We start from the raw sequence: 16803 nt of genomic DNA, 5'->3' as shown, positions 1-16803 counted from the left end.
TGTACACCGTAGGTTGGCAGCCGGGCGGCGACTACCGCGGTTGTTGTAGTCAAGGTTCAATCCAGCGCCGAATGGCCGTCCGATCATCCCGCGTCTAGTTTCTGATCATCAGGACGGGGTGTTGGGAGCGGGTGGCGATGCTGGTGATGCTCGGCGGCAAAGGCGGATTAAGGCGCGTTCTAGCCCAGGGCGTAGCGGTTCTCGCCGTACTGGCAGGCCTGAGCGTGGGCGGGTCTGAGGCGGGTGCGGCGGCCGCGGTCACCGAACCGCCCGCGGATCCGCCCGCCGGCACAGCGGTGACCGACGAGGACGCGGTCACGCTGGCGCGGAAGTCGGGACGGCCGGTGGAGGTGCTCTCACAGCGGGGCGAGCACCGCACGGTCACGGTCCTGCCCAACGGACGGTTCGAGGTGACCGAGCACCTGCGGCCGGTGCGCACGCGCCGCGACGGGCAGTGGGTCGGCATCGACACCACGCTGCGGCGGGACGGTTCCGGTGTCGCCCCGGCCGCGACCGCTGTCGGGCTGCGGCTGTCCGGCGGCGGGCAGCAGCCGCTGGTGCGGATGTCCAGGGCGGGGCGCGAGCTGTCGCTGTCGTGGCCCGGCCCGCTCCCCGAGCCGGTTTTGGACGGGGACAGCGCCGTCTACCGGGCTGTTCTGGGGAGCGACGTCGATCTGCGCGTACGGGCGCTGCCGGACGGCTTCTCGCACACCCTCGTGGTCAAGACGGCGGCGGCGGCCAGGGTCCCTCGGCTGAGCCGGCTCCCCTTCACCCTGGACACCTCCCGGCTGTCGGTGGACCGGGACGCCGCCGGAATGCTGCGAGCCGAGGACGGCACCACCGGCGAGGCCGTGTTCGAGGCGCCCTCCCCGGTCATGTGGGACTCCTCGCCGCCCGCCGCGGGTACGGCGGCGCGCGGCCCGGCCGCTCGTGGCCAGGACCTGAGCAAGGGGCCGGGAGAGGGCTCCCGAACCGCAGACGTGCGGGTCGGCCTGGGCGAGAGGCGACTGGAGCTGACCCCGGACCAAGGGCTGCTGACCTCACCCGACACCGTGTTCCCCGTCTACATCGACCCGGTGTGGCAGACCAGCGCCGCCTACTACTGGGGAATGGTGTCCTCGGGCTACCCCGACGAGAACTATCCCAAGTTCAACGGCAACGCCACCGAGGGCATGGGCCGTTGCGAGGTCGCCAAGGACGGCCGGTGCGTGAAGAACCAGACCAAGCGGCTCTTCTACCGGATGAAGCTGCCCTCCATCAAAGGCAGGTACATCGAGTCGGCGGAGTTCGTGGCCTACGAGACCGCGGCCTACGACTGCGACAACGCCACCTCGGTGCAACTGTGGCGGGCCGGCTCACTCACCTCCGCCGCGACCTGGAACAACACCAAGAACGCCTGGCTTGAGCACCTGACCTCGCGCGACGTGGCCTACTGCTCGCGGGCGCCGGTCGAGTTCGGTGGGTCCAAGCTCCGCGCCCACGTGCAGAGCGCGGTGGACAAGGGGTATTCGACCATCACCTTCGGCCTGAAGGCCTACAGCGAGAGCTCGATGGACTGGTGGAAGCGGTTCGCCGACGACGCCTACCTGCGCATTCAGTACAACCGGCCGCCGCACCAGCCCAACACCGGCTCGATGTTCGCCAGCCCCGGCACCAAGTGCGTGAACAGCGGAGAGGCCCAGTGGGTCAACGACCTGTCCACGCTGTACGCCTACCTGTGGGACCCGGACACCGAGGACGCCAAGAAGGTGCGAGGCCAGTTCACCCTGCACTGGGCCGCCAACGCCGACGGCTCGGACTGGGGCGCCAAATGGACCTCAGCGCTGACACCCGCGCTGACCTCGGGCAGCAGGCACCAGATCAAGCTGCCCAGCTCCATCCCGCAGAAGAAGCTCATCGGCTGGGGCGTACGAGCGTGGGACGGCGTCCAGTGGGGACCGTGGAGCTACGACGGCGCGCAGACCGGCTGCTACTTCTACTACGACCCGTCCGTGCCGGCCGCGCCCTCGGTGTCATCGGCCGAATACCCCGGCGACCAGAGCTGGCACGGCGGCGTCGGGGACGCGGGCACGTTCACCATCAGCGACCCGGCCAGGGCCGCGGCCCGCTACGAGCTGAAGCTGAACGGCACCCCCCTCACCACCGTCACCACGGCGGGCGGCGCCGCGCGCCAGGTCGCCGTGGCGCCCAGCCGCTCCGGCCCCAACCTGCTGACCGTGCAGGCGTTCACCCAAGCCAACCAGAACAGCGCACCGACCACGTACGAGTTCTGGGCGCGGGCGGGCGCGGACGCCGCGGCCCGCTTCACGCTGGATGAGACCGCGGGCGCGACGAGCGTGACGGGCCGCGGCCCGGGCACGGCGGCGTACATCCGCGGCGGCGCCACGCTGGGCGGTGCCGGCCAGGTGGGCACGTCACTCACCGTCGACGGGACCAGCGGCCACGCCGAGACGAACCTGCCGGTGCTGCGCACCGACGACAGCTTCACCGTCTCCGCGTGGGTCAGGCCGGTGAGTCACGGCATGGTCAACGCCCTGGCCCAGGACGGGGTGCACCAGAGCGGTTTTCAGCTCGGCATCCTCCCGTCAGGGCAGCCGGAGTTCAAGAGGCCCGGCGCCGACACCGCCGGCGACGGCGGGGGAGCCTGGTACAGCGCCAGGGGCGACACCCCGATCCCGCTGAACGCCTGGACGCACCTGTGCGGCGTCTACGACCGGCCCTCCGGCCAGCTGCGCCTCTACGTCGACGGGCGACTCGCCGGCACGGTGAGCGGGGTGACCGCCTGGCAGGCGGGGGGCGCCTTCCAGTTCGGCCGCAGCAAGTACAACGACGCCCAGGCCAACCAGTGGCCGGGTGGCATCGACGAGGTCAAGGTGTTCCAGCGGGCGCTGCCCGACCAGGAGGCCCAGCAGCTCGCGGCGGGCGCGACGCCGTCCGGCGCCGGTCCGGTCGCGTACTGGTCGATGGACGAGGAGGCCGGGGCCGGGCGCGTCTACGGCACCGCCACCACCGTCCAGGCCGCGCTGTCGGGCGGCGCGACTCTCGGGCAGGCCGGTCAGGACGGCACGGCGCTGCGGCTGGACGGCTCCACCGGCCACGCCGCCACGAACGGGCCGGTCGTGGACACCAGCAAGAATTTCGCGGTGTCGGCGTGGGTGCGCCTGGAGACGGGCCGGCTCGACAAGAACTACACGGTCGTCTCCCAGGACGGGCTGCGCAAGAGCGGCTTCTACCTGAAGTACGACGGCGGCATCAGGAAATGGGTGTTCGCCAAGTCCAAGACCGACACCGACGACAGCGGCTGGTACCAGGCGGTCTCCAAAGCCACTCCGTCCGCCGGTTCCTGGACCCACCTGGTCGGCGTGCACGACGCGGTCACCCGCAAGCTGCGCATCTACGTCAACGGCGAGCAGGGCACCGACAGCGGCCCGCTGGAGGCGGTGTGGCACGCGGCCGGCGGGCTGCAGATCGGCCGCGCCAAGTGGCTGGGCACCTACGTGGACCAGTGGCCCGGCCTGATCGATGACGTACGGGTCTACGACCGGTCCGTGGGCGCGGTCGAGGCCGAGGAGCTCGTCACCCAGCACCCGGTGGTGAAGGGCCGCTGGAAGCTCAACGCCGATGGCGCGGGCGAGCCCGCCGGCGCCCAGAACCTCACCCTCGCGGGCGGCGCCGTCATCGACCCCGCCGCCGGCTTCCGCTACGTGTCCAGCGCGGGGCTGCTGCTCAACGGCACCACGGCCTACGCCGAGACGGCGGCCCCGCCGATGCGTACCGACGACAGCTTCACGGTGGCCGGCTGGGTGCGCAACATGGGCCGCCCGCAGGCGGCCAGGACCGTGTTCTCCCAGGCGGGAGCGAACGCCAACGCCTTCGCGCTGCGGTACGTACCCGATCCGGCCGATCCCGACGCCGGAGGCTGGCAGATCCAGATGCGCAACGCCGACTCCACCGCCGCCTCCGAACTGCGTCAGGCCGAACATTCGGCCTTCACCGAGTGGGACTGGGACCACGTCGCGCTCGTCCACGACGCACTGCGCGACCGGATGAGCCTGTACGTCAACGGCCAGCTGGAGGAGACCGCGCTCGGCGTCTCCCAGGAGGACCAGGTGTTCGGGTTCACCGCCGCCAACGGCGGGCTGCAGGTCGGCCGCAGCAGGTTCGGCGGCGAATTCTGGCCCGACGCCATCGACGACGTGTGGGCCTACCAGGGCGCGCTCACCCAGGAGCAGGTCCAGATGCTGGCCACCGGCGGCGAACTGGACACCGCCTCCGGTCCCTGACGCACATCGGCCGCCCGCGCCTCCGCCAGGGGGCCGGGCCGTAAACCCCTGTCGGCTGCCCTGCCCCGTGGAGATCGTGATGAAGGTGAGCCTGAAGCGCGCGGCCCTGCGCTGGACCGTGCTCGGCACGGCGCTGGTGTGCCTGACCGGGGTCCTGCCCGGCGTCCCGGTACTGGCCGAGCCCGAACCGGTCAACACCGAACGGCCCAGCCCGGCCCGCACCGAACGCCCCGTCAAGGGCAGGTCCCTGACGGGTCTGCCCCGCCCGGCCGACCCGGCGGCCCGCCCGGGGCCGCCGCCCATGGCGGCCTGGCCGGTGGCGGGCACCGCGGAGGTGAGCGTGCCGGGCGCGGGAGGACCGGTGCGCGCGGGCCGGCTGCCGGTGTGGATACTCCCCCCAGCTGAAACCTCGGCGCAGGCACAGCGGACGACGCCCCGTCCCGCGCGCAGGGTACGCGTGTCGGTGCTCGACAAGGCCGCCGCGGCCCGGGCGGGCCTGGACGGCCTCGTGCTCACACTGGGCTCCGGGGAGGCCGCCGGGCCCGGCCCGGTCGGGGTGCGCGTCGACTACTCCTCCTTCGCCCAGGCCTACGGCGGCGCCTACGGCACCAGGCTGCGCCTGCTGCGCCTGCCGGAATGCGTGCTGACGACCCCGGACGATCCGGAGTGCCGTACGGCCGTGCCGCTGCCGGCCACCAACGACGGGGCCGCGCGAACCCTGACCGCCGAGGTCGAAGCCGCCTCAGGGACCGTGCTGATGGCCGCCGCCGGGGAGTCGGGAGGGCAAGGCGACTACAAGGCGAGCTCCCTGTCGGCCTCGGCCACCTGGGAGGCCGGTGGCAACGGCGGAGAATTCACCTGGACCTACCCGATGCGGGTGCCGCCCGTGCCGGGCGACCTGAAGCCAGAGGTGGCGCTGACCTACTCCTCGGGCAGCGTGGACGGGCGCACCGGCAACACCAACGGCCAGCCGTCCTGGGCAGGCCAGGGCTTCGAGCTGTCACCGGGGTTCATCGAGCGCCGCTTCACGTCGTGCGAGGACGACGGCGCCCCGAAGGACTCCTGGGGCAACCACCCCGGCGACCAGTGCTGGGGGTACGACAACGCCACCGTCTCCTGGAACGGCAAGGCAGGCGAACTCGTCAAGGCCGCGGACGGGAAGTGGCGGCTGAAGAACGACGACGGCACCACCTTCGAGAAGCTGACCGGCGCCGCCAACGACGACGACAACGGCGAGTACTGGCGGGTCACCGGCACCGACGGCGTGCAGTACTTCTTCGGCCGCGACCGGCTGCCCGGCTGGACCGACGGCGACCCGGAGACCGCCTCGACCTGGGCGGTGCCGGTGTTCGGCGACGACGCGGGCGAGCCCTGCCACGACTCCTCCGGGTTTGCCGGCTCCTGGTGCCAGCAGGCCTACCGGTGGAACCTGGACCACGTCGTGGACCGGGACGGCAACGCGGTCACGTACACCTACGCCAAGGAACGCAACCACTACGGCCGCAACCTCAAGGCCGCCGATGAGACCCCGTACACCCGCGGCGGGTACCTCAAGTCCATCGCCTACGGGCTGCGCGCCGACGCTCTGTTCGCCACCGCGCCGGCCAGGGTGGTCTTCGGCACCGCCGAACGCTGTCTGCCGGACGCGTCCTTCGACTGCGCCCCCTCCAAGATCGGCGACCATCCGCAGCGCTGGTGGGACGTGCCCTGGGACCTCAACTGCGACGCTGGCCAGGAGTGCAAGGACAGCCACGGGGCGGTGGCGCCCACCTTCTGGTCGCGCAAGCGGCTGACGAAGGTCACCACCCAGGTGATCAAGGCCGACGGGTCGGGCCACCGCGACGTGGAGTCCTGGTCGATGGACCACGCCTGGGGGCTGGCGGACGTGGAGCGGGACCTGCTGCTGGCCTCCATCCAGCACACCGGGCACGCCGTCCCGGACGGCGAGAAGCCGGTGACGCTGCCGAAGGTGACGTTCAGACACGTGCAGCTGCCCAACCGGCTCGACAAGTCCGGCGACGACATCCTCGCCTACATCCGCTACCGGCTCGGCGCGATCTACGACGAGTCCGGCGGGCAGATCGACGTGCGGTACAGCGAGCCGGACTGCGCGCTCGACGCGTTACCGACCCCGCAGACCAACACCAAGCGGTGCTTCCCGGTGATCTGGCAGCCGCCGGGGCGGGAAGACCCGATCACCGACTGGTTCCACAAGTACGTCGTCACGAGCGTCACCCAGGTGGACCGCACCGGACTGGCCCCCGACATGGTCACCACGTACGAGTACCCGGGCGGTGCGGCCTGGCACTTCGACGACGACGACGGGCTCACCAAGGAGAAGCACAAGACATGGTCCCAATGGCGCGGCTACGGCCAGGTCCGCACACTGACCGGCGATCACGCCGCCCCCGCCACCCAGACCGACGTCTTCTACCTGCGCGGCATGGACGGCGACCGGCTCGACAGGTCAGGCGGCGAGAAGTCCGTGACGGTGCCCGACGGGGAGGGCGGCACGCACACCGACCACGACGCCCTGGCCGGATTCGAGCTGCGCACGATCCAGTACACCGGTCCCGGCGGCCAGGTCCACTCCAAGACCGTCAAGACCCCGTGGCGGGTACAGACCGCCTCCCGTACCCGCTCCTGGGGCACGGTCACGGCCAACGTCGTCAACACCGACGTCACCCGCACCTGGACGGTCAAGGACGGCGGCGGCTGGATCGAGACCAGGACCGACGCCGACTACGCCCAGTCGGGCCCCGGTGTCGGCCGCGGCACCACCGTCAACGACCTGGGCGACGTCACCACCGCCGCCGACGACAAGTGCACCCGGACCAGCTACGGTGACAACACCGCCGCGCACATGGTGACCTTCCCCATCCGCGTGGAGACGGTCGCGGTGGCCTGCGCCGCCACCCCCGACCGGTCCCGTCAGGTCATCTCCGACGTGCGCACCTACTACGACAACGGCGCCTACGGCGCCGCCCCGAGCAGGGGCAACGTGACCAGGACCGACGCGCTGGCCGCCCACGACGGCGCCACCGCCACCTACGTCACCGACAAGCGGACCGCCTACGATCCCTACGGCCGCCCCACCGTCGTCACCGACGCCCTCGGACAGTCCACCACCACGGTCTACACCGACACCCGCGGGCTGACGACCAAGGTCGCCAAGACGCCGCCGACGGTACCCGGCCTGGAGTCCACCCCCCTGACCACCACCGAGGAACTCGACCCGGCGTGGGGCGAGCCGACCGCCAAGATCGACGAGGCCAACCGGCTCCGCACCGACCTGGCCTACGACGGGCTCGGGCGGCTCAGCAAGGTCTGGCAGCCCAACCGCTCCAAGGCCACGGGACAACAGCCCAACTTCGCCTTCACCTACCGGGTGGAGGACCAGAAGATCGTCGCCATCACCACGACCGAGCTGACCGCGACCGGCGGCCAACGCGTGTCGGAGATCGAGCTGCTGGACGGCTGGCTGCGCTCGCGGCAGACCCAGGTGCCAGGACCGGAGGGCCGGCTGATCACCGACACCTACTACGACGACCGCGGACAGGTGATCAAGAGCTACGCCCCCTACTCGGCCGCCGGGTCACCGCAGCCCGAGCTGTTCGGGGTGCTGACACCCGGCAACGTCGAGGCGCAGACCCGCACCCAGTACGACGGGCTGGGCCGCAAGACCGCCGAGATCCTGATGGTGGGCAACGGTTCGCAGCCCGCGCAGGAGAAGTGGCGCACCACCACCGGCTACGGCGGCGGCAACCGCGTCTCCGTCACCCCGCCCGCGGGCGGCATCCCCACCACCGAGATCACCGACGCCCGCGGCCAGGTGATCGAACGCCGCCAGCACCACGGCTCCACGCCCACGGGCGACTACGACGCCACCCGCTACACCTACACACCCGCCGGAGAGCAGGCGACCGTGACCGGACCGGCCGGCGCCGTCTGGACCACCACCTACGACCAGCGTGGCCGGAAGATCAAGACAGTGGACCCGGACAAGGGCACGACCACCTTCACCTATGACGACCTGGACCGGGAGACCTCCGTCACCGATGCCCGCGGCAAGAAGGTCTTCACCGGCTACGACGCGCTGGGCCGCAGGACCGGCACCCGCGAAGACTCGGCGAACGGCCCCCGGCTGACCTCCTACACCTACGACACCGCGCCCGTCGGCAAGGGCAAGGTCGCCACCTCCACCCGGCACACCTCCGGCGGCGACTACACCAGCCAGATCCGCCACTACGACCAGCTGGGCCGCGCCGACACCACCGCGGTCATCGTGCCCGCCGCCGAAGGCGCCCTGGCCGGGACCTACGTCTTCACCACCTCCTACGGCCTGGACGAGACCGTCACCGGCCGCGGCCTGCCTGCGGCCGGTGGCCTGCCCGCCGAGGCGCTGGTGACCACCTACGACGACCACCTGCGCCCCACCCGCCTGACCAGCAACCTGGGCACGTACGTGGCCGCCACCGACTACACCCCGGCCGGGAAGCCGCTGCTGTACGAGCTGGGCGCCACCGGTAAGCGCGTCTGGCAGACCTTCACCTACGAGTGGGGCACCCAGCGGCTGACCACCGCCCGTACCCTGCGCGAGAACCAGCGCGGCACCGATCGCGACGCCACCTACCGCTACAACGACGCGGGCCTCGTCACCGCCCTGTCCGACGCGTCCAACAGCGGCACCGACAACCAGTGCTTCGCCTACGACCACCTGCAGCGCCTCACCGAGGCATGGGCCGAGGGCGACGCCTCCTGTGAGACCGCCCCCACCGCCGCCGTGCTCGGCGGCCCGGCGCCCTACTGGCAGTCCTTCACCTACGACAAGGCCAGTAACCGCACGTCGGAGACCCGGCACGGAGTCGGCGGCACAGCCGACACCGTCCGCGCCTACGCCTACGCCCCGGCCGGCCAGAGCCACCGGCTCAACCAGATCACCCAGACCGGCGGCGACGGCGCCCGCACCGACGCCTACACCTATGACGCCACCGGCAACACCACCACCCGCACCGTCGGCGGCGCCGTCCAGACCCTCGACTGGGACGCCGCCGGCCAGCTGGTCCAGGCCACCGAGAGCGGCAAGAGCACCGCCTTCGTCCACGACGCCGAAGGCAACCGGCTGCTGCGCAAGGACGCGACCGGCACCACCCTCTACCTGGCCAACACCGAGTTGCGCCTGAACACCGGCGCCACCACGCCCGTCGGCACCCGCTATTACAGCCATGGGGACGAGACCGTCGCCATGCGGACCACGACCGGAGTCACCTTCCTGACGGTCGACCACCAGGACACGGCCCAGATCGCCGTGGACGCCGCCACCCAGCGGACGACCACGCGCCGATTCACCCCGTTCGGCGGCCGGCGCGGTCCCGACGCGTCCTGGCCCGGCGAGCGGGGCTTCGTCGGTGGCACCAAGGACCCGACCGGGCTCACCCACCTGGGCGCGCGCCTCTACGACCCGGACACCGGCCGGTTCGTCTCCGTCGACCCGGTCTTCAACTTCGACCATCCGCAGAGCTGGAACGGCTACGTCTACGCCAACAACACCCCGGTCACGCAGAGCGACCCCTCGGGGCTCGACGGCCCCCTGCGCGGCAACACCGGCTGCTACTACTCCGGCAAGAACTGCGGCGGCGGCGGAGGCTCCTCGCTGTGCAGGGCGCTCCCGTTGCTGTGCCAGATCCTCAACCCGCCCAGGCCGAAGATCCCCAAGAAGGTCCGCAACAGCCTCGGCTCGATCGGCTGCGGCATCCTCTACTCCTGCTCCTCCGGCGGCGGCGGCAGCCGAGGCGGCTACCGTCCCGCCCCGCGGGCCAGGATGGTGCCTTTGATCCGCCCGGTGCAGCCCTACGAGACCCCGGACGGTTACCTGGGGATTTTCATCAGCAACCTCAATCCGCAGGCATTCACCAACCAAGGCTGGGGGAGCCTCGGCAACACCTTCCTCAGCACGATGCTGGGCGGCGCGCGCACCGTCCCGCTGCTCAACCACGGCGACGAACTGGCGGAGCTGAGGAGAGCCAAGTTCGCCGCCGAGCTGCTGGCCATCAAGAACGGCGGAAACTACCGCTACTGGTCCGACTACTACCGAAGCGCCATGCTCAAGTCGATGACCGGGGCCCAGACCAAGAGCCTGCGTCTCGTACGGCTCGCCAAGGGCGCCAACTACATCGGGGCCGCGCTGGCGGGCTGGGACAACTACAACGCGCAAAGGGCGGAGGACAAGGGCCGTACGGACCTGTCCGGCGGCATGAAGACCACGCGAGCCGTCGTCCGCGGTGCCGTCACGGTCGGCGGCGCGCTGGCCGGTGGGGCCTTGGGCGGCGCGCTGTGCGGCCCGGCGTGCGCCGGGGTCGGCGGCTATCTCGGTGCCGCGGCGGGCAGCGCGGCGGGCGCGTGGGCCGCCCGAGCGCTGCCGAAGGTCAGGAGATGGTTCGACTGACAGCCGTTCCGGACCGCGGATCTGGAGGGGGCGGCGGTGGGTCTCCGGACCGGACGACCTCCTCCCCGGCGATCGGACCCGAAGGCTAATCACACCCCTAAGATGCGACCTTATGATCATTCGCTTATCCGTCGGGACGGCCATGGGCCTGGCTCTTCTTTCCGCTCCGGCGCTCGCCGAGCCGGTGAAGGGCGCCCCCGAGCTGACCCACAACGCGCTCTACAAGGCGGCCAAACTGCCCAAGGTCGCCTGCAAGCTGAACAAGGGCACGAGCAGGGCGTCCACCAAGAAATACGTCACCAAACTCGTCGGCTGTCTCAACACGGCGTGGAAGCCGGCCATCAAGGACTTCGTCCCGGTGAAGGTGGTGTTCAAGGACGCCGACGACAAGCAATCCTGCTCCACCGGCCTGGACGTCCGCGGCTCCTTCTCCGAGATCTGCACCACGGAGATCCGCGTCCGGCTGGCCGATGACTGGATCAAGGCCAAGAGCGACCTCACCGTGTTCACGTCCATCGCCAGGACGTGGGGCGGGGTGGTGACCGGGCAGACCGGCATCGGTGAGGCCTGGTGGGGGTTGGAGAACGGCGCGTCCGAGCCCGTCATGAACGAGCAGAACCGCCGCTACTACCTGCAGATCGACTGCTTCCTGGCGGTGTCCGCCAAGAGTGTGGGGCGTCAGGTCAAGGACTGGAAGCCGGTCGTCAAGGTGCCCGACTTCTGGAAGAACAAATTCCACGGCAAGACCGGCAACCGCCTCTACTGGCTGGATAAGGGTTACAAGGCCGGCAAGCCGGGTGCCTGCAACACCTGGTCGGCGAGCTCGTCCAAGGTCGCCTGAGCCGGAACCCACGTGACGCGACAAGCTCTGGTGGAGCTCGTCCGGGCCCGCCGGCCAGGTGCCGGCGGGCCCGCCGTTGACACGGTCAGCCGAGCGGTATGACCGGCTCCGTCGAACGGCTGGCGTAGAAGCAGCCCGTGGTGGGCAGGCTGCTCGCCGCCGGCGGCGTGGTGCCGTCGTACACGGCCAGCAGGAAGTTCTGCGGGCACCGCCGGGTGCTGGCGGTGCGGATGCCGAAGTGCAGATGCGGACCGGTCGAGTTGCCGGTGTTACCGGTCAGCCCGATCTGCTGCCCGACGCCGACCGACGCGCCGTTGGAGACCGACCACGACGAGAAGTGGCAGTACGTGTAGATGGCCCCGTCGGTTCCGGTCAGGTTGATGCCGCGCCCGCACGAGCTGTCGTCGATGACCGTCACCGTGCCGGCGCGCACCGCGTACGCCGGGGTGCCGGTGCCGACCGGGAGGTCGATCGCGGGATAGTCGTGGTGCGGGTCGTCGTACTCGCTGCGTGGCAGCGCGCTCCGCGGAAGGGGCAGCGAGAACGAGACCGCTCCGGTCGAGGAGGTGATCCTGACCGCGTCGGCGACGACGTAGCCGGGCTGGCTGGTCCAGCGGCTGACGCCGACCACGTTGTAGTCGCCGGCGGCCAGGGTGAACGTGCCGAGACTGACCCAGCGGCCACCGTTGGCCCGCTGGTCGACGACCACACTGCGGGTGCCGCCGGTGGTCGCCACCATGAACGGGGTGGCGCTGTTGTAGCCGGCGTCCGCCGGATACCAGACCTCGACCAGGTGGGCCCCGGCCTCTGCGATCGCCGCCTTGAACCAGGCGGCGTCGCTCGTGACCAGGTTCGGTGTCGCGAACCGGTAGTCCGCGTCGTGCCGCTGCGCGGACCAGGCCGATGTGCCCCAGTCGCTGCTGGCGATGAACCGTTCGGCGGTGGCGTTGTCGACCGTGGTGCTCGCGGCCGCCGCGGGGTCCGCTGGGCCGACCAGAACCAGAGAGGCCGCCACGACGGCGGCTAACCAACTAACGATGATCTTCACGAGCTGTTCCCTCCGAGGGGGGGTGAGGGTAAGCGAAGGTGAAGGTATTTAACCAATATGCGAACGCTTGTGAAAGATATCTACATGAATCAGTTTCTCAGCCGCTGGTCAGCGGCCGGGATCGCCGCCGAGCGCGGCCAGGTCGTCCGGCGGGTCAGTCGGTGAGAGCGGTCTCGATGAGATGTCCGATGCCGGCCAGCGGGGTGATCAGCTCGTCGGAGAAGCCGTAGCGTCGTTGCCAGTCGGCGGGGTCGTGGCGGCTCACCCAGACGCGCTCCTCGTCGTCGGCCCAGACGAGCGCCTTCGACGGCAGTTCCAGGCCGAACAGCGGGTGGGCGACCATGGCCGGCGTGCCCGCCCGGGGGTTTCCGAAGAGCAGCAGTTTCGTGTCGTTCATGGCCAGGCCGGCCCGGTGGGCGCCCCCGCTGTGGTCGACGACGGCGAACAGGTGCAGCTCCGCCTCGTCGATCGCCCGCTTGAGCCGCGCCACGGTCTCCTCGGCCGGGAAGGCGCTCGCGATGGTCACCGTTCCGGGTGCCTCCGGCGAGCCGTTCGATTTCGCGGTGGAAGACACCGGCTCCGACCTTTCTCTCCATGCCGTTCGGGCGGGAGACGAGCGGCGGCCGGAACCGCGCCGGTCGCCGCTCGTCCCGCGCATGGCGGCTGCCTACCCCGCGTTCGGTATGGACCAGCTTCGCGGCAGGTGAAGATCGGGTCGTGATGACGCCGGGACGGCGGCCCCCGAACGGTCAGAAGGTGGGGGTGACGTCGATCGTCTGGCCGGCGGTGCCGTTGTGGTCGGGTCCGGTGGACCACCGCGAGTCGTTGATCAGTGGCTTGAACGCGAACGTCCGGCCGGCGGGGATGCCCTGGATCGGGCACTCCCACAGGGCGGCGGCCTTGTTGACGCAGGCCAGGCCGCTGCTCCAGCTCAGCGGAGCGGTGTCGCCCCTGATCGTGATGCGGTTGCCGTAGCCGGTGTCGTAGTGCACCCGCACCGTCGTGGCTCCCGGAGCGACAGTGGGCGTGGGCGTCGGGCCCGCGTCGCCGAGGCGGGCGCCGGCGTGGATGGCCAGGGCGTCCATGCCGGCGACCGGCGCGGTGAACCTGCCGTCGGCGTTCACGCTGACGGTCCGGCCGGAGCAGGTGCCGGCGTTCGCGTCGAAGTCGCCGTCGATCACGTCGCAGTAGACGCCGGCCGGCAGGCTGGAGTCGAACTCCCGCGACAGCGTCCCGTCGGTGCGGTTGATCACGACGTACCCCTTGTCGCCGCGGCCCCAGGCGGCCTGGTTGCCGTTGATCCACTTGTCGCCGACCGGGGCCGACCCGACCGTGTTGCGGAAACCGACCATGTTGGCGGTCTCGCGATAGCGGTGCTCGCAGACCCACTCGCCGCCGCAGGAGGTCACCGGTCTGGTGTCGCCGTTGGACTGGCGGGGCGGGCTGGTGTCGCGGTCGGTGAAGGCGAAGCTGGACATGACGACCGGCGTGCCGTACGGCCAGCCGAGCTGGAAGACGTTGGCCAGCTTGTACAGGGCGCCGTTCTTGTACGTCAGCACGTGGTGCCTGGTGAGCTCGTCGCGCTGGGTGTCGTGGTTGTCGACGAACGGCACGGCCCGGTCGCCGGGGATCAGCCCCCAGCCGCTGCCGTAGTCGTGGTTGACCAGGTCGGAGACGGTGCCGCCGGTGTTCTTGAACTTCTTGGCGAGCTCGGTGCCGGCGCGGAACTCGTTGGTGTCGCCGATGGCGAAGTACTCGGCGGGAGTGATCGGCTCGCCGGCGCCCTCGTACCAGACCTCCTGGTAGTAGTACGGCGCGGCCAGCCCGGCGGCGGCGGTCTTGGCGGTCACCTTGCTCTTGACGGCGGCCAGGTCGGCGGGCCGGACGTGCTTGGCCGCGTCGACGCGGAACCCATCGACGCCGTTCCTGACCAGCTGGAACAGGTATTCCGCGATCCGGTCCCGGACGTAGCCGGTGTCGGTCCTCAGGTCGGCGAGGTTGAGCAGCTCGCAGTCGCGGATCTCGCCGGCGTCGCCCCAGTTGGCGATGTCACGCCGGCAGGCGCCGAAGTCGCCGTCGCCGTAGCCGTACTGGCCGTCGCCGTGCAGGTCGGGGCTGCGGTACTTGGTGCTGATCGTGGTGCCGGCGCTGCCGGTGCCGCCGCCGTCCTGGCCGGTCAAGTGGTTGACGATGACGTCGGCGTAGATCTTGACGCCGGCGTTCTCGCAGGTCTGCGTCATGGCCCTGAACTCGGCCAGCGTGCCGCGCCTGGTCTTGTCGAGCCGGTAGCTGATCGGCTGGTAGTCCTGCCACCAGGGGTAGCCGCCGGAGCCGGCGTTCGGCAGCACGACGTGCTCGGCCGGTGGCGAGACCTGCACCCCGCCGTACCCCTTGGGTCCGAGGACGTTCGCGCACTCGGCGGCGATGTCGGACCAGCGCCACTGGAACAGGTGGGCGATCACCGAGCGCTCGCCCGGAGGGGCCGCGAGCGCGGAGCGCGTCGTGGCCGTGGAGGCGCCGGCGAGGGTCGCCGCCGCGATGGCCAGCGTCATCAGGGCGCTGATCCCGGTTCTGTACGGTTTCATGGCTCCCTTTCCTGTGGGTGGGACTGTTGTGGCCGCCCCAGGGGCGGGCTCGGGTGTTGACGGTCCCCGGGCCCAGAGCACCGTGGCCTCCACGAGTCGGGCGTTGCTGGGAGTACTGCCCGGAAGGTACTTAACGGATCAGGCCATTGCAATGCCTCTCTGAAAACTGCCGATTGAATTTCAGAAATTTTCAGTAAGATCTTCCAATCATGGTCAGGTGGGCGTAACGTCCCGGCGTACTCCACCCCGGCCGGCCGGATCTTCCGTCGTGTGCCGGACCCCCTTGAGTTCATGAGGAGAAGAGATGCGGCGAGCCCTCCCGGCCGCGGCAGTCGTTGCGGCCCTCGCCCTGGCGGTCTCCGCCTGCGGCGGCGGCAGTGAGACCGCGGCCCCCGCCCCCGCCCAGTCCGCCGCCGACCCGTCGCAGATCAGCGGCGAGATCACCTGGTGGGACACCACCCGCCCCGACAGCGAGGGCCCGACCTTCCAGGCGCTGATCAAGCAGTTCGAGGCGGCGTATCCGAAGATCAAGGTGAAGTACGTCAACGTGCCGTCGGACCAGGCGCAGAACCAGTTCCAGACGGCCGCCCAGGCCGGCACCGGCGCGCCTGACGTGATCCGCTCCGAGGTCGCCTGGACCTCGCAGTTCGCCTCGCTCGGCTACCTGCAGCCGCTGGACGGGACGCGCGCCCTCGACCAGCAGGACGACTTCCTGCCCGGCCCGCTGTCCAGCACGAAATTCCAGGACAAGACCTACGCGGTGCCGCAGGTCACCGACACCCTCGCGTTGATCTACAACAAGCGGCTGCTGAAGGAGGCCGGCCACGAGGAGGCGCCGAAGACCGTCGCGGAGCTCAAGCAGGTCGCGCTGGACGTCAAGGCCAAGACCGGCGTCAACGGCCTCGCGCTGAACGTCGACTCCTACTTCCTGCTGCCGTTCATCTACGGCGAGGGCGGCGACCTGCTGGACGTCGCCGGCAAGAAGATCGTGGTCGACTCGCCCGCCAACGTGAAGGCCGTCGAGACCGTCGCCGACCTGATCAGCTCGGGCGCGGCGCCGAAGCCCGCCACCACCGACAGCTACGCCAACGCCATGACCGCCCTCAAGGACGGCAAGGCCGCGATGATCTACAACGGCCCGTGGGCCCTGTCAGAGATCCACCAGGGTAAGGAGTTCGCCGACAAGTCCAACCTGGGCATCGCCCCGGTGCCGGCCGGTTCGGTCAAGGCGGGGGCGCCCACCGGTGGCTGGAACCTGGCCATCTACGCGGGCTCCAAGAACCTTGACGCCTCATACGAGTTCGTCCGGTTCATGTCCACGGTCGAGGCCCAGGGGAAGATCGCCAAGGAGCTGGGGCTGCTGCCCACCCGTACCTCGGCCTACAGCACGCCCGAGGTGCAGGGCAACGCCGACGTCTCCGTCTTCAAGCCGATCATGGACACCGCCGTGCCCCGCCCCTGGATCCCCGAGGGCGGCCAGCTGTTCCAGCCGCTGCTGGAGGGCTACCAGGCCCTGGTCAGCGGCCAGAGCGAGCCCGCCGAGCTGCTGAAGAAGGTCGACGAGCAGTACCACGGGATCATGAAGGGCTGGAGCTGACCCC

General features: G+C 70.5%; 8 protein-coding genes. 5 read left to right on the top strand and 3 right to left on the bottom strand.

Annotated elements, in window-relative coordinates:
- The first annotated feature begins 137 nt into the window (after window positions 1-137).
- The 3 genes from AB0I38_RS30830 (at window position 138) to AB0I38_RS30820 (ending at window position 11569) form a co-directional block, all read left to right on the top strand.
- Window positions 138-4283, top strand: coding sequence for a LamG-like jellyroll fold domain-containing protein (locus tag AB0I38_RS30830; RefSeq protein WP_358487388.1), 4146 nt, complete (start codon window positions 138-140; stop codon window positions 4281-4283).
- A gap of 79 nt (window positions 4284-4362) precedes the next feature.
- Window positions 4363-10728, top strand: a complete 6366-nt coding sequence (locus AB0I38_RS30825; protein ID WP_358486798.1) for an RHS repeat domain-containing protein — start codon at window positions 4363-4365, stop codon at window positions 10726-10728.
- A gap of 112 nt (window positions 10729-10840) precedes the next feature.
- Window positions 10841-11569, top strand: coding sequence for a hypothetical protein (locus tag AB0I38_RS30820; protein ID WP_358486791.1), 729 nt, complete (start codon window positions 10841-10843; stop codon window positions 11567-11569).
- 85 nt (window positions 11570-11654) lie between these two features.
- Here AB0I38_RS30820 and AB0I38_RS30815 read toward each other — a convergent pair whose 3' ends face one another.
- Window positions 11655-12617, bottom strand: coding sequence for a peptidoglycan DD-metalloendopeptidase family protein (locus tag AB0I38_RS30815; protein WP_358486785.1), 963 nt, complete (start codon window positions 12615-12617; stop codon window positions 11655-11657).
- A gap of 154 nt (window positions 12618-12771) precedes the next feature.
- Entirely contained in the window at window positions 12772-13143 is a 372-nt protein-coding gene (locus AB0I38_RS30810; protein WP_358486780.1) for a DUF302 domain-containing protein, read from the bottom strand.
- On the opposite strand from AB0I38_RS30810, the gene AB0I38_RS30805 reads away from it, so the two are divergent.
- The gene (locus AB0I38_RS30805) at window positions 13136-13324 is read left to right on the top strand and encodes a hypothetical protein (protein ID WP_358486775.1); all 189 of its coding nucleotides are present in this window, start codon (window positions 13136-13138) and stop codon (window positions 13322-13324) included. The two genes, AB0I38_RS30810 and AB0I38_RS30805, sit on opposite strands and share 8 nt — an antisense overlap.
- 42 nt (window positions 13325-13366) lie before the next feature.
- Here AB0I38_RS30805 and AB0I38_RS30800 read toward each other — a convergent pair whose 3' ends face one another.
- Window positions 13367-15202, bottom strand: coding sequence for an alpha-amylase (locus tag AB0I38_RS30800; protein WP_358486772.1), 1836 nt, complete (start codon window positions 15200-15202; stop codon window positions 13367-13369).
- A gap of 304 nt (window positions 15203-15506) precedes the next feature.
- Here AB0I38_RS30800 and AB0I38_RS30795 point away from each other — a divergent pair, with 304 nt between their 5' ends.
- Window positions 15507-16799, top strand: coding sequence for an extracellular solute-binding protein (locus AB0I38_RS30795; protein ID WP_358486765.1), 1293 nt, complete (start codon window positions 15507-15509; stop codon window positions 16797-16799).
- The last annotated feature ends 4 nt before the right edge of the window (window positions 16800-16803 follow it).

This window comes from Nonomuraea cavernae, assembly GCF_040655715.1.
In the GTDB taxonomy this organism is placed as follows: Bacteria; Actinomycetota; Actinomycetes; order Streptosporangiales; family Streptosporangiaceae; genus Nonomuraea; species Nonomuraea cavernae_A.
This window is presented reverse-complemented; position numbering and strand designations above follow the sequence as displayed.

Coding starts and splice junctions, on each gene's coding strand:
- AB0I38_RS30830 (WP_358487388.1), top strand. CDS start 138: ATGCTGGTGATGCTCGGCGGCAAAGGCGGATTAAGGCGCGTTCTAGCC.
- AB0I38_RS30825 (WP_358486798.1), top strand. CDS start 4,363: ATGAAGGTGAGCCTGAAGCGCGCGGCCCTGCGCTGGACCGTGCTCGGC.
- AB0I38_RS30820 (WP_358486791.1), top strand. CDS start 10,841: ATGATCATTCGCTTATCCGTCGGGACGGCCATGGGCCTGGCTCTTCTT.
- AB0I38_RS30805 (WP_358486775.1), top strand. CDS start 13,136: ATGGTCACCGTTCCGGGTGCCTCCGGCGAGCCGTTCGATTTCGCGGTG.
- AB0I38_RS30800 (WP_358486772.1), bottom strand. CDS start 15,202: ATGAAACCGTACAGAACCGGGATCAGCGCCCTGATGACGCTGGCCATC.
- AB0I38_RS30795 (WP_358486765.1), top strand. CDS start 15,507: ATGCGGCGAGCCCTCCCGGCCGCGGCAGTCGTTGCGGCCCTCGCCCTG.